The sequence below is a fragment of the Halegenticoccus soli genome, from assembly GCF_002844195.1.
Classification (GTDB): domain Archaea; phylum Halobacteriota; class Halobacteria; order Halobacteriales; family Haloferacaceae; genus Halegenticoccus; species Halegenticoccus soli.
Genome location: NZ_PEND01000007.1, coordinates 264,455 through 277,636, shown reverse-complemented (window position 1 = coordinate 277,636; position 13,182 = coordinate 264,455). Strand labels below are relative to the sequence as shown.

Genomic DNA, 13,182 nt, shown 5'->3' with positions numbered 1-13,182 from the left:
GGGAAGGTAAAAAGGCACCCGGTCGGGGCCGCGGACGGGGATGGGAGCAAGGCTCGAAACGGGAACGAGGACCGAAACAGAACCGAGCGCCGGTCGCCGGTCCGAACCGGCGAAAAGTCTGATAACCGCGAGCGACCAACCGACCGTCGATGGTCGGATCGTCCGCGAAGGCGCGACTACGCGATTTCTGGACGTTCTACCGGCGGTACGCGAAGAGCGGCGTCCACGCGGCGTCGACGGCGGCGCTGACCGGTCTCGGACTGCTGACGTTCGTCCACCGCGGGTTCGCCGCGGCGGCCCTGGCGGCCTATCTGCTGCCGCCGCTGTACCTCTACGTCCGGTCAGACGGGGGTGGAGACCGGCGCACCTCGGACGCCGGCGGGCGCGACCGAGAGCGGCGGACGAGCGACGCGCCGGACGCGTCGGAACGGGCGAAAGCGGAGGCGGCGGCCGCGCCGCCCCGGCCCACGGACGCGTCGAAGCGGCCCGACGGCGCACCGTCGGGCTCGCCGGACGCGCCACCCGGCGACAGCGAGGCGGGCGCGGCCGCGTCCGTCGAACCGCGCGAGAAGCGGTGGACGGCGGTGGACGTTCCGACCGATCGAGAGCTGTTCGACGTCGCCTGCGCCGACGGGCGGGCGTTCGCGGTCGGCGACGGCGGCGTCGTGCTCGTCCGCGAGACGGACGGGTGGCGACGGACGTTCGACGAGGGCCCCGCGGCCGAGTCGAACGCGCTCCGCGGCGCCGACGCCGTCGACGGCGGGGGCGCCTGGTTCGCGGGCGACGGCGGCGCCGTCGCGAGGTACGACCCTGAAACCGGCCGCCACGCCGACTACTCGGCTCCGAACGCGAACACGAGCACGTGGGAGGCGGTCGCCGCGGCGGCGTCGGGGAGAGGCGAGGCCGTCTACCTGGCGAACGGGTCGGGGGCGGTGCTGCGCGGCGAGTTCCGGGACGGCGAGATGCGGTGGGGAACGCCGACGAAGCCGGGGAGCGGATCGAGCGTCTCCGGCGTCGAGTTCGTCGACGCCGAGACCGGCTACGTCTGCGACACGAACGCGGCGGTGTTCGAGACGGCCGATGGCGGAGCGAACTACGAACCGATCGGCGTCGACGACCCCGGCGGGACGCTCGCGGACGTCGCGGCGGCCCCCGACGCCGTCTCAGTCGCCGTCGACGACGGGACCGTCGTCTGGTACGACGGAGCGGTCTGGACGAGGGTGCGCGCGAGCGAGAGCGGACTCTCGGGGATCTGCCGGGACGGCGACGCGGGACTCGCCTGCGGCCGCGACGGGACGATCTGCGCGCGCGTCCCCGGCGGGTGGGAGCCGCGACGAACCCCCGTCGACGCGCGCCTGAACGCCGTTTCGATCGGCGAGGACTGTCCGCACGTCGCGGTCGGCGCCGAGGGGACCGTTCTGGAGTATCGGTGACTGGCCACCACGCCCATGAGCGAAGGGAACCGATTGGCGCGTATGGCCGGAGAGATCCCACAGGACATCCGGGGCGAGGTAGACGAGGCGGCGATCCGACGCGCGCGGGCGGTCGCGACGCTGTTGGACGAGTCCGTCGAGATACCGGGCACAAACTTCAAAGTCGGCGTCGATCCCGTCCTGGGCGCGCTCCCGGTTTCGGGCGACGTCGTCGTCGGCGCGATGTCGATGTACATCGTCTACGAGGCGACGCGGCTCGGCGTGCCGTACACGACGATCGTTCGGATGCTCGCGAACGTCGGCGTCGACGTCGCCGTCGGATCCGTCCCCGTCGTCGGGACGCTCTTCGACGCCGTCTGGAAGGCGAACAAGTGGAACGTCGACCTGCTCGAACGGGAGCTCGAGGCGATGCACGGGCGCTCCGAGGGGAGGGAGATCACGATCGAAGTGGAGGACGAAGGGGAAGACGGAGCCGGAGAGCGCGACGGCGTCGAGGAACTCGCGGAGGAGGAGGACATCGACGCGGGCGAGGAGGCCGAACGGATCGAGGAGATCGAAGCGTCCGAGGGGATGGACGAGACCGAGACGGCGGCGGAGTTGGAAGAGCTGGAGGAGTCGGCGGAGTCCGATGACTCGAACGGGTCGCCGGAGTCGGGCGAATCGGGCGAGTCGGACGAATCAGACGCGTCGTCGACGTAGGGCCCAAGCACCTACGACGCGCGCTTTTCGATCTCGCCCTTGAGGGCGGCGGCGTCGAAGTCGTGGTCGGGGCGGATGTTGACGAAGTCGAGGAATTCGAGCGCGCTGAGCAGATCTTCGACCGAGTACGCCGACAGCGCCGCGTCGATCGTCGCGGTCGCGCCGATGAGCGGTTCGAGCGCGGCCAGCGCGCACGCGAGGTCGTACGATCGCGCGTCGTCGCGGCCGTCCCGTCGCACGTTCGTCGCGTCGATGAAGTAGATCTCGCCGTCGAGGATGAGCACGTTCTCCGCGCGGAGGTCGCCGTGGGCGAGACCGTTGTCGTGGAGTCGCCGCAGATCGGCGAACAGCGCGGGCGCGACGGCCCGCTCCTCGCTCCGGTCCAGCTCGTCGAGGGAGCGGTAGTCGGGGAGGTACTCCAGGACGAGCACACCGAGGCCGTCGACTTCGAGCGCTTCGACGGGTTCGGGGGCGTTGACGCCGATCTCTCGCATCCGACGCGTCGCCTCCAGCTCGTGTTTCGCCATGTCGAAGGGCGTGCCGAAGTGCTCGAAGAACCCCTCCCTTCCGCTCGAAAACGCGCCGAGGTTCCGCCCGGTGGTGAACAGCGCGTGGACGAGCGAGTTCTGCCGCGTGATCACCTTGACGAACCACTCCCGGTCGATGACCATGGGGGTCGAAAGCCAGTTGTCCGCGTCGAGAAACTCGACGTGGACCCCCTCGCGGCCGTACCGCTCGGCGAGTTCGCGGACGACCGCTTCGAGGCGCGGCCACTCGATTCTGCCGCGGACCAGGCGGCGCAGTTCCATGGAAAGCGGTACGCCACCGGTGGGCATAACTATCCGGGCTGGCGGTTCGAACTGTTCCGACCGGGAGCGCGATCCGCCCCGAGTGGTTCCGCTGAAAATCGCACCGCGGCACCGCCCGGACCGCGCGGCCCGATCCTTCACGGTCGTTCGCTGACTTTATCACGCACCTCACGCAAGAATTGCCATGGACTTCGAGCTACCCGCCGAGCACCGGATGATTCGGGACACGGTCCGGGAGTTCTGCGAGGAGGAGATCGAGCCGATCGCCCAGGAGATCGAGAACGACCACCGCTTCCCCGCGGAGATCTTCGGTCAGCTCGCCGACCTCGACGTGATGGGCGTTCCGATCTCGGAGGAGTACGGGGGCCTCGGCGGCGATCAGCTCATGTACGCGCTCGTCACCGAGGAGCTCGGTCGCGTCTCCGGCGGGATCGGGCTCTCCTACGCGGCGCACGTCAGCCTCGGCACGAAGCCGCTCGAACTGTTCGGCACCGAAGCGCAGAAAGAGCGGTGGCTCCGCCCGCTGGCGACCGGCGAGGAGATCGGCGCGTGGGCGCTGACGGAACCCGGCTCCGGCAGCGACGCCAGCGACATGGACACCACGGCCGAGAAGGACGGCGACGAGTACGTCCTCGACGGGACGAAGCAGTTCATCACGAACGCCAGCGAGGCGGGCTCGGTCCTCGTCAAAGCCGTGACGGATCCGGACGCCGGCTACGACGGGATCTCGACGTTCATCGTCGATCCGCGGAACGACGACGGGTTCGAGGTCACGACGGTCTGGGACAAGATGGGGCTCAACTGCTCGCCGACCTGCGAGATCGCCCTGAACGGCGTTCGCATCCCCGAGGATCGCCTGCTCGGCGAGGAGGGCGAGGGCTGGACGCAGACGATGAAGACGCTCGACGGCGGCCGCATCTCCATCGCGGCGCTGTCGACCGGTCTCGCGCAGGGCGCGTACGACGCGGCGGCGGCGTACGCGAAGGAGCGCGAGCAGTTCGGCCGGCCGATATCGAAGTTCGACGCCATCCGCGACAAGCTGGTCGACATGTACCGAAAGACCGAGCGCGCCCGCCTCCTCACCCACAAGGCCGCGGTGCGGTACGACGGCGGTCAGAGCGTCACGAAGGAGTCCGCCCTGGCGAAGCTCGACGCCAGCGAGGCCGCCCGGAAGGTCGCCGAGGACGCCGTGCAGGTGCTCGGCGGCTACGGCTACACGGAGGACTTCGCCCCGCAGCGGTTCTACCGCGACGCGAAGCTGATGGAGATCGGCGAGGGGACGAGCGAGATCCAGCACCTGGTCATCGGACGGCAGTTAGGGTTCTGATCCCTGGCGGAGATGAAAAGGGCGAGCGAGGACCCGAACGGGTCCGAGCGAGGGCTTTCGAGCGGGACGAGCGAGATCCGGCACCTGGTGATCGGCGAGAACTCGGGTTCTGATCTCCGGGACGGTCCCGACGGCCCCTCGTCGTTGCTGTGCAGCTTTCGAAAAAATCGGTCGCAGTAGGTGTGCCGCGGTTGACAGCGGTACTGGCGGTGTTCGGCGCGCGGTTCTCTCAAGGGCGTGGGGGTCGTGCCCGGATCTCGCCCCCGACGGACGTACCGACCCCGTCCGAAAAAAGCCGGGAGACCGTTTCGGGGTCGAGTCCGTTTCGGGGGGACGAAACGGTCCGAAACGGATCGCGGCGCTCACCGTTCACGATCTTTTACTCCTGAACGAGCCGGGCGAAACGCGACGGCTCGGCTTCGAGGTCCGCGCACCGTACGGTTCGCGGCTTCGGACGCCGCGTCACCGGCCGTCGCCCGCTTCGCCCTCATTCGCGCTCGGTTCGCTCAGTTCGTCGGCGAGCAACCCGTACCGGATCACGTCCCGGTACTCGCCGCCGACGAACGCCTCCTCGCGGTGGACGCCCTCCTCCGCGAAGCCGGCCTTTTCGAGCACGCGACGGGAGCCGGCGTTGTAGTCGTACACCGCGGCCGCGACCTTGTGCAGGCGGCGCTCCTCGAAGGCGTACCGGGCGACGGTCCGGACCGCGTCGGTGCAGTAGCCGTTGCCCCACGCCTCGGGGGCGATCATGTACCCCAGTTCGCCGACGCCCCACGTCTCGTTCAGGTCGAGGCCGATGGTGCCGACCGGGTCGCCGTCGACGCAGACGAGAAAGCGGACCTTCGCCCCGTCCTCGCCGAGCGACTCGACCCACTCCTCCTCCCGCGGGCCGTTCGTCGGCGTCGCGGAGCCGATGTCGGGCCACACCTTCGGGTCGTCGACGAGGCGCTGGAGGAACTCGACGTCCTCGCGTTCGATCGTCCGTAGTTCGACCCGCTCGCCGCGGAGGAAGGCCGGTCCGGGCATGGCAGTGAGTCGTGGTGGCGCGCCGTCGACGTGAACGTTTCCGTAGCGTGGGAAGAGGTAACGCGCCCCGTCGAGGATCAGGGTCGCGTCAGGACGATCGGCTCGCCGTCGATTCCGTCGCCGTCGCTCGATTCGTCGGTTCCCTCGCCGCCGGTCCCATCGCCGTCGCCGCAGCCGTCGGTCCCGCCGAGACTCGCGTCGAACTGCCGGGCGTGAACCGCCCGCAGCGCGGCGAGCTCCGCCGACGAGAGCGACAGCGCGTCCCCGAACTCCGGCCAGACGTGGTCGGGCACCGCGAGGAAGTACGCCTCGTCGCGGCGCTCGACGAGCGGGTTCCGGGGAAACGCCCTGCGCCACTCGTAGACGATGTCGTCGACGCCGGGGAGCTCCCGGACCGACTCCTGCTGTCGTCGCAGAAGCTCGCGGAGCCGCTCGGTCGCTACGCCGCGGTCGCGGGCGACCGCCTCGACGACCTCCTCGTCGAACGCCGCGAGCGGATCGCGCGGGCCAGTCTCGGTCATCGCCGACCGTACGCGCGCCGGGCGATAAAGCTCTCCCCTCCAGCGGAACTAAGGCGGCGGCGCGCCGAGGACCGCCATGAACGCGCGAACCGGCTTCGTCACGCAGATCGGAATGGATCCGGTCGAGGCGGCGGCGTTCGCCGCCGACCGGGGGTTCGACTTCGTCGAGCTGATGATGGAGGGCGGGGGCGAACGCCGGAAACTGGAGGAACGCGGCGACGAGATCCGCGACGCGCTCGACGAGCGCGGCCTCGACCTGCTCGTCCACCTCCCGTTCGGGGGTATCGACCTCGGATCGCCGTTCGAGCACGTCAGGGAGGGGTCGATCCGCGAGGTCGAGGCCGCCGTCGAGACGGCCGCCGGACTCGGCGCGGAGAAGGGCGTGCTCCACCCCGACACGAACGCGTGGTCGCCCGCCTGGGACGACGACGGCCTGCGGGACAACGTCCTCTCGTCGGTCCGCGAACTCGACGCCCGCGCCGCCGACCTGGGGGTTGAGATCTGCGCCGAAAACCTGCCGCGGAGCCTGCTGCGCACCCACGAAATGCCGCGGCTGCTGGACGAGACGGACGCGTCGCTGACGCTCGACACGGGCCACGCGCGGATGGACGGCCGCGATTCGGCGGGCATCGCCGCGTTCGTCGAGCGACACGCCGACCGCGTCTCCCACTTTCACCTCAACGACACGCGCGTCCCGCAGGACGAACACCTCCCGTTCGGCGCGGGCGACGTCGACTTCGCGGCGATCTTCGAGGCGCTCCCCGACGGCTGGGACGGCACGCTCTCGCTCGAAGTGTTCACCTACTCGTACGACTACGTCGCGGAGAGCAAAACGCGCCTCGACGCGCTGCTCTGAGGCCGCGTCGGACGGCTCATCGCGGGGCGGCGGACCCGAACCGGCGCGGGATCGCGTGCGTCCCCCGCCCGGTTCGCAGACGCCGTCGGCGAGAAACGCCGGGCGCGCCGCGGCAACAGTCGGATTTTTTTCCCGGGCCGGAGATCACCCCGTATGACACGTGTTCTCGTCGCCGGCGAGACGCTCGTCGACTTCCTGCCGGAGTCGACCGGCCCGCTGTCCTCGGTCGAATCGTTCTCCCGCCGCCCCGGCGGCGCGCCAGCCAACGTCGCAGTCGGCCTCGCCCGCCTCGACGCGGAGCTGGCGTTCTGGACTCGCATCGGCGAGGATCCGTTCGGCGACTTCCTCGCCGACGCCCTCGCCGAGCAGGGCGTCCCGGGCACCTACGTCGAGCGCGACTCGGAGGCGAAGACGACGCTCGCGTTCGTCAGCCTCGGCGAGGACGCCGACCGCGAGTTCAGCTTCTACCGCGAGCGGGCGGCCGACACGCGCATGGAGCCCGGCGCGATTCCCGACGACGAACTCGCCGACTTCGGCTGGGTCCACTTCGACGTGCTCTCCCTCGACACGGAGCCGTCGCGGAGCGCCGCCCTGGACCTCGCGTCGCGCGCGCGGGACGCCGGCGCGACGGTCTCGTTCGACCCGAACGCCCGCCCCGAGCGGTGGACCGACTTCTCCTACGCCCAGGAGGCGCGCGAGGGGTTCGCGCTCGCCGATGTGGTGAAGGCGACGCCGGAGGACCTGCGCGAGGCCGGCTTCGAGGGCGACGCGCCCGATCTCGCCCGGGCCGTCTGCGAGCACGGCCCGCACACGGCGCTCGTCACCCTCGGCGGCGAAGGCTCGTACGCCTACGCGACCGCCGACGCGCCGTGGGCCGCCGGGGAGACCGAGACGACGCACGGCGGATACGACGTCGAACCGGTCGACACGACCGGCGCGGGCGACGCGTTCACGGCGGGCGTCGTCGCCGCGCTCTCGGAGGGAAAGCCCCTGGCGGACGCGCTGGCGTTCGGCAACGCCGTCGCGGCTCTCACGACGACGGCGGCGGGCGCGATGACCGCGCTCCCGACCCGCGACGAGGTTAGAGAGTTCGTCGGGTAGCGGGGGAGCCAAAGCGCGTCCCGCGTCGCGATTCCGGCGCGGCTCGGGGGCGTTCGTGAAATGTGCCTGACACCCTCGGCCGAGAACGGAGCAGTTTATACCGCGCGTCGAACATCCCTCGTTCAATGCGGGGACTGCCATGAGCGACGGGGAGGCATCGAGTTTCGTGGAGTACGGTATCGAGGATCGACCGCCGCTCGGGACGTCGCTGTTGCTCGGCGTCCAGCACTACCTGACGATGGTCGGCGCGAACATCGCCGTGCCGCTGATCCTCGCGGGCGCGCTCGGGATGCCCGCGTCGGTGGTTCCGCGGTTCGTCGGGACGTTCTTCGTGGTCTCGGGGATCGCGACGCTCGCGCAGACGACGTTCGGCAACCGCTACCCCATCGTGCAGGGTGCGCCGTTTTCGATGCTCGCGCCGGCGCTCGCCGTCGTCGGCGTCGTGCAGGCGAGCAACCCCGCCGGTCCCGCGTGGGAGGCGGCGCTCCTCCAGTTGCAGGGCGCGATCATCGTCGCCTCGCTGGCCGAGATCGCGATCGGCTACCTCGGCCTGCTCGGGCGCGTCCGACGCTTCATCTCGCCGGTCGTCATCGCGCCGACCATCGCGCTCATCGGCCTGTCGCTGTTCAGCGTCCCGCAGGTGACGGCCGCGACGAACAACTGGTGGCTGCTGGGGCTGACGGTCCTCCTCATCGTCCTGTTCTCGCAGTACCTCGACGTGGCCCACGAGGCGTTCAAGCTGTTTCCCGTGCTGCTCGGCGTGATCGTCGCGTACGCCGTCGCCGCCGGGCTGTCGGTCGCCGGCGTGTACGGCCCCGACACCCCCGGCTACGTCGACCTGCTCTCGATCGCCGAGGCCCCGGCGTTCGTCGCCATCTACCCGCTCCAGTGGGGGATGCCCGGCTTCGAGCTGTCCTTCGTCGTCGGGATGCTCGCCGGCGTCGCGGCCTCGATGATCGAGAGCTTCGGCGACTACCACGCCGTCGCGCGGCTCTCCGGGCTGGGCGCGCCGAGCGAAAAGCGCATCAACCACGGCATCGGCATGGAGGGGATCATGAACGTCTTCGCCGGGATCATGGGAACCGGCGGGTCGACCTCCTACTCGGAGAACATCGGCGCGATCGGGCTGACCGGCGTCGCCTCGCGGTACGTCGTCCAGATCGGCGCGCTCGTGATGCTGTTCGTCGGCTTCGTCGGCTACTTCGGACAGCTCGTGGCGACGATCCCGAACCCGATCGTCGGCGGGCTGTTCGTCGCCATGTTCGGCCAGATCGTCGCCGTCGGTCTCTCGCAGCTCCGGTACGTCGACCTCGACTCCTCGCGCAACGTCTTCATCATCGGCTTCGCGATGTTCGCGGGGCTCGCCGTCCCGGCGTACATGGGCGAGGTCGGCAGCGCCGAGGCGTTCCGGCAGGGGATGGCGAACGTCGCGGTGTTCGGCCCGGTCCTCGGGACGCAGCTCGTCTCCGACGTGGTGTACGTCGTCGGCAGCACCGGCATGGCGGTCGGCGGGCTGAGCGCGTTCGTCCTCGACAACACCATCCGGGGCAGCCGCGAGGAGCGCGGACTCGACGAGTGGGAGGCGACCGCGGAGACGGACGAGGAGTTCGACTCCGCCTACGACCGGTTCGTCGGCGGGACCGAGACGCGGGCCGACTGAACCCCGGTTTTCCACGGTCTACTCGGTCCGCCGGTCTCCGCGCTTCGACCTTCGAACGCCGATCCCCGACTTCCGCGTCCGGGCGCTCGACGGCTCGAGAGTCCGGCGATCCGGCGACCCGGCCGTTCGTGAGTCGGCGACCCGGATCCGCTACTTTTTGTAGCAGTCCGCGGAAGGGATTCGCATGTACCAGTTGGGCCACTACGGCGTCTCGCTGGTCGTCTACGCGCCCGTCGGGTACCTCCTCGTGACGCGGGGATACCCGACGCTCGCGTTCGTGACCGGGGCGGTGATGCTCGGCCTGGCGATGCTGCCGGACTGCGACCACCGGCTGCCCCTGCTCTCCCACCGCGGGCCGACGCACTCGCTCCTCTTCGCCGCGGCCGTCGGCCTCGCGTTCGCGGCCGCCGGTCGCTACCTCGGCGCTGCGCTCCCCGTCGAGACCGGCGTGGACCTGACCGTTTTCGGCTTCTTCCTCGGGAGCCTGACGGTGCTCGCGCACCTCCTCGCCGACACGCTCACGCCGATGGGCGTGAACTACCTCTGGCCCGTCTCGCGGAAGCGGTACACGATCTCGCTGACGCCGGCGAAAAAGCCCGCGGCGAACTACCTCCTGTTCGCGCTGGGCGTGTTCGTCGCCTCGGCGTCGATGGCGCTCGCCCTCGGCGTCGTCTGAACCGGCGCGTCGACTCGGCGCGGGCGTCCCTCGACGCGGATTCGCGCGTCGCTCAGGCTTATGCTCCACCCCGGGGAACCTTCGCGCATGTCCGACATCCCACGCGTAGACGACGACGCGATGCGCCGATTCCCCGTCCCGGACTACGACGAACTCCCCGCGGACCTCCGCGAGCGGATCGACGAGGAGACGGAGCGCGCGGGCTTCACGCCGAACGTCTTCGCCGCGTTCGCCTACAAGCCCTCGCACTTCCGCGCCTTCTTCGAGTACCACGACGCGCTGGTCGACGACACGGCGCTGGAGCGCGAGGAGGTCGAGATGATCGTCGTCGCCGTCTCGGGCGTCAACCACTGCTACTACTGCAACGTCGCCCACGGCGCGCTCTGCCGGATCTACGCGAAGGATCCGAAGCTGGCGGACCAGCTCGTCGCCAACTACCGCACGGCCGACGTGGACGAAAAGCGCATGGCGATGCTCGACGTGGCCGTGAAGCTGACCGAGCGGCCGGCCGAAGTGACCGAGGACGACCTGGACCGGCTGCGCGAGGCGGGGTACGGCGAGGAGGCGATCTGGGACATCGCCGCGGTGACCGCCTTCTTCAACCTCTCGAACCGGATGGCGATGTTCGCCGACATGCGGCCGAACGACGAGTTCCACGCGATGGGCAGAGAGTGAGGCCGGTTCGGACCTGCCGACCGGACACCGGTTCGCCGCCGGCTCGCCGCCGGTTCAGTCCGCCGGCTTCGGTTCGACGCGCTCCCGCTCCGCGGGCGCGGACACGCCCGGCAGGCTCGGCAGGCTGAGGTCCACCCGCCGGAGGAACTGCGCGTTGATCGCGACGATGACCGTGCTCAGCGACATGAGCGCCGCGCCGACCGCCGGCGAGAGCAGGACGCCGATCGGCGCGAGGACGCCCGCCGCGAGCGGGATGGCGAAGACGTTGTACCCGGCGGCCCACACGAGGTTCTCCTGCATCTTCCGGTAGCTGGCGCGGCTGAGCTTCACCAGCCGGACCACGTCGAGCGGGTTGTTCTGCACGAGGACGACGTCCGCAGACTCGACCGCGACGTCGGTCCCGCTGCCGATGGCGACGCCGATGTCGGCGCGGGTCAGGGCGGGGGCGTCGTTGACGCCGTCGCCGACCATCGCCACCAGCTTCCCCCCCTCCTGGAGTTCGACGATCTTTTCGTCCTTGTCCTCGGGGAGCACCTCGGCGAAGTACGTGTCGATGCCGAGTTCCGCGGCGACGGCGCGGGCCACGTCCTCCGAATCGCCCGTCAGCATGGCGACCTCGATCCCGAGTTCGTGGAGCGCGTCGACCGCCCGCCTGCTCTCCTCGCGGATCACGTCGGCGAGCGCGACGGCCGCGACCGCCTCCCCGTCCCGGACGAGGTAGACGACGGTCTGCGCGTTCGAGCCGGCCTCCCGAGCGAACTCGGTGAGCTCGGTCGGAGGGTCGTTTTCGAGCTGATCGAGCAGGTTCGGTCCGCCGACGTACACGGCGTCGCCGTTCACCTCGGCGCGGACGCCCCGCCCCTTCAGCGCCTCGAAGTCGGTCGCGTCGGGGGGCGTCAGCCCGCGGTCGGCGGCCGCCTCGCGGATCGCCCGCGCGATCATGTGTTCGGAGTCGCCCTCGACCGCGGCGGCGAGCGCCAGGGCCTCGTCCTCGTCCGTTCCCTCAGCGGTCGCCACGTCGACGACGCCCTGTTCGCCCCTGGTGAGGGTGCCGGTCTTGTCGAAGACGATCAGGTCGAGGTTCCGGGCGTCCTCCATCGCGATCCGGTCGCGGACGAGCATGCCGTTTCGCGCCGCGAGCGACGTGTTGATCGCCACGACCAGCGGGACGGCCAGTCCGAGGGCGTGCGGGCACGCGATGACGAGCACGGTCACGACGCGCTCGACGAGCGCGACGTCGAGGCCGACGGCGAGGGCCCAGGCGACGGCCGTGACGGCGGCGGCCGCGACCGCGGCGTAGAACAGCCAGCCGGCGGCGCGGTCGGCGAGCACCTGCGTCCGCGACTTGCTCGTCTGGGCCTCCTCGACCAGGCGCATGATGCCGGAGAGGGTCGTGTCCTCGCCCGTGGCGGTGATCCGCACGCGGAGGCTGCCGTCGCCGTTTATCGTCCCGCCGATGACCTCGTCACCGGGCTCCTTCGAGATCGGACGGGACTCGCCCGTGATCATCGACTCGTCGACGTCGGAGTCGCCCTCCTCGACGACGCCGTCGGCGGGAACGCTCGCCCCGGGTCGGACGAGAACGAGGTCGTCCTCCGAGAGCTCGTCGACCGGAACCTCCTCGGTCGTTCCGTCGTCGGCGACGCGCTCCGCGGTGTCGGGCAGGAGCCGCGCGAGCTGGTCGAGCGCGCCCGACGCCCGGCGGACGCTGCGCATCTCGATCCAGTGGCCGAGCAGCATGACGTCGATGAGCGTCACCAGCTCCCAGAAGAACTCCGTCGCCCCCGGGACGAGGAGGCTCGCCAGGCTGTAGGCGAACGCGACGGTGATCGCCATCGAGATGAGCGTCATCATGCCGGGTTCGCGGGCCCGCACCTCCGGCGCGGCCATCTTCAGGAACGGGACGCCGCCGTAGGCGAAGACGACGACCGCGAACGCCGGGCTCACGAACTCGGCTCCGGGGATCGCCGGCGCGGAGAAGCCGAGCAGCTCCTGCAGCATCTCGCTGTAGACCAGGACCGGGATCGAAAGCAGCGTCGAAACGAAAAAGCGCCGGCGGAACAGCTGTTCGTGCCCCGCGTGCATGCCGCCGCCGTGGCCGGCGTGCGCACCGCGTTCTTCGTGTGCTCCGTGCTCTTCGTGCTCGTCGCGGCCCGCGTGTTCGCCGTGCTCGCCGTGCGCTCCGTGCCCGGCGCGTTCGATGCGCTCCTCGCCGCGTCTTGCGGGTTCAATCGCCTCCTCGCGGAGCATCGACTCCTCCGTCCGCGGTTGCTCGCGGTCGGGGTCCCCGTCCGTCGGCTCGTCGTGCGCCGACCTCTCTCCGGGCGCGCGTTCCCGCCCGGCGTCGCCCTCCTCGTCGCGGTCGTGATTGTGGTCGTTTCCGTCTCCCATTGGTGTCG

12 protein-coding genes are annotated in these 13,182 nt (G+C 70.4%); 8 read left to right on the top strand and 4 right to left on the bottom strand.

The features are described 5' to 3' along the window. Positions 1-149: 149 nt before the first annotated feature. Both CNO20_RS19300 and CNO20_RS22755 read left to right on the top strand, forming a co-directional pair. Entirely contained in the window at positions 150-1,433 is a 1,284-nt protein-coding gene (locus CNO20_RS19300) for a beta propeller repeat protein (protein WP_101297833.1), read from the top strand. Positions 1,434-1,475: 42 nt separating this feature from the next. Next, entirely contained in the window at positions 1,476-2,132 is a 657-nt protein-coding gene (locus CNO20_RS22755) for a DUF4112 domain-containing protein (protein WP_233204254.1), read from the top strand. 11 nt (positions 2,133-2,143) lie between these two features. Here CNO20_RS22755 and CNO20_RS19290 read toward each other — a convergent pair whose 3' ends face one another. Beyond that, complete coding sequence (locus CNO20_RS19290; protein WP_101297832.1) at positions 2,144-2,941, bottom strand: RIO1 family regulatory kinase/ATPase domain-containing protein; 798 nt, start codon at positions 2,939-2,941, stop codon at positions 2,144-2,146. Between the two features lie 184 nt (positions 2,942-3,125). Here CNO20_RS19290 and CNO20_RS19285 point away from each other — a divergent pair, with 184 nt between their 5' ends. Next, positions 3,126-4,268, top strand: coding sequence for an acyl-CoA dehydrogenase family protein (locus CNO20_RS19285; protein WP_101297831.1), 1,143 nt, complete (start codon positions 3,126-3,128; stop codon positions 4,266-4,268). Positions 4,269-4,730: 462 nt separating this feature from the next. Here CNO20_RS19285 and CNO20_RS19280 read toward each other — a convergent pair whose 3' ends face one another. Next, complete coding sequence (locus tag CNO20_RS19280; RefSeq protein ID WP_101297830.1) at positions 4,731-5,294, bottom strand: GNAT family N-acetyltransferase; 564 nt, start codon at positions 5,292-5,294, stop codon at positions 4,731-4,733. Positions 5,295-5,371: 77 nt separating this feature from the next. After that, positions 5,372-5,815 carry a DUF8048 family protein gene (locus CNO20_RS19275; RefSeq protein ID WP_101297829.1) on the bottom strand — a complete coding sequence of 148 codons (444 nt, stop codon included), beginning with the start codon at positions 5,813-5,815 and terminating at the stop codon, positions 5,372-5,374. 76 nt (positions 5,816-5,891) lie between these two features. Between CNO20_RS19275 and CNO20_RS19270 the strand changes: the two genes are divergently transcribed. The 5 genes from CNO20_RS19270 to CNO20_RS19250 all read left to right on the top strand — a co-directional run bounded on the left by CNO20_RS19270 (position 5,892) and on the right by CNO20_RS19250 (position 10,783). Next, positions 5,892-6,671 carry a sugar phosphate isomerase/epimerase family protein gene (locus CNO20_RS19270; RefSeq protein WP_101297828.1) on the top strand — a complete coding sequence of 260 codons (780 nt, stop codon included), beginning with the start codon at positions 5,892-5,894 and terminating at the stop codon, positions 6,669-6,671. A 153-nt stretch (positions 6,672-6,824) separates the two neighbouring features. Continuing rightward, positions 6,825-7,772, top strand: a complete 948-nt coding sequence (locus CNO20_RS19265) for a carbohydrate kinase family protein (RefSeq protein WP_101297827.1) — start codon at positions 6,825-6,827, stop codon at positions 7,770-7,772. Between the two features lie 139 nt (positions 7,773-7,911). Beyond that, positions 7,912-9,432, top strand: a complete 1,521-nt coding sequence (locus CNO20_RS19260; RefSeq protein ID WP_101297826.1) for a uracil-xanthine permease family protein — start codon at positions 7,912-7,914, stop codon at positions 9,430-9,432. A 184-nt stretch (positions 9,433-9,616) separates the two neighbouring features. Continuing rightward, positions 9,617-10,108, top strand: coding sequence for a metal-dependent hydrolase (locus tag CNO20_RS19255; protein ID WP_101297825.1), 492 nt, complete (start codon positions 9,617-9,619; stop codon positions 10,106-10,108). Positions 10,109-10,195: 87 nt separating this feature from the next. After that, positions 10,196-10,783 carry a peroxidase-related enzyme gene (locus tag CNO20_RS19250; RefSeq protein ID WP_101297824.1) on the top strand — a complete coding sequence of 196 codons (588 nt, stop codon included), beginning with the start codon at positions 10,196-10,198 and terminating at the stop codon, positions 10,781-10,783. A 54-nt stretch (positions 10,784-10,837) separates the two neighbouring features. Here CNO20_RS19250 and CNO20_RS19245 read toward each other — a convergent pair whose 3' ends face one another. Beyond that, entirely contained in the window at positions 10,838-13,174 is a 2,337-nt protein-coding gene (locus tag CNO20_RS19245; RefSeq protein WP_394337276.1) for a heavy metal translocating P-type ATPase, read from the bottom strand. Positions 13,175-13,182: the final 8 nt, after the last annotated feature.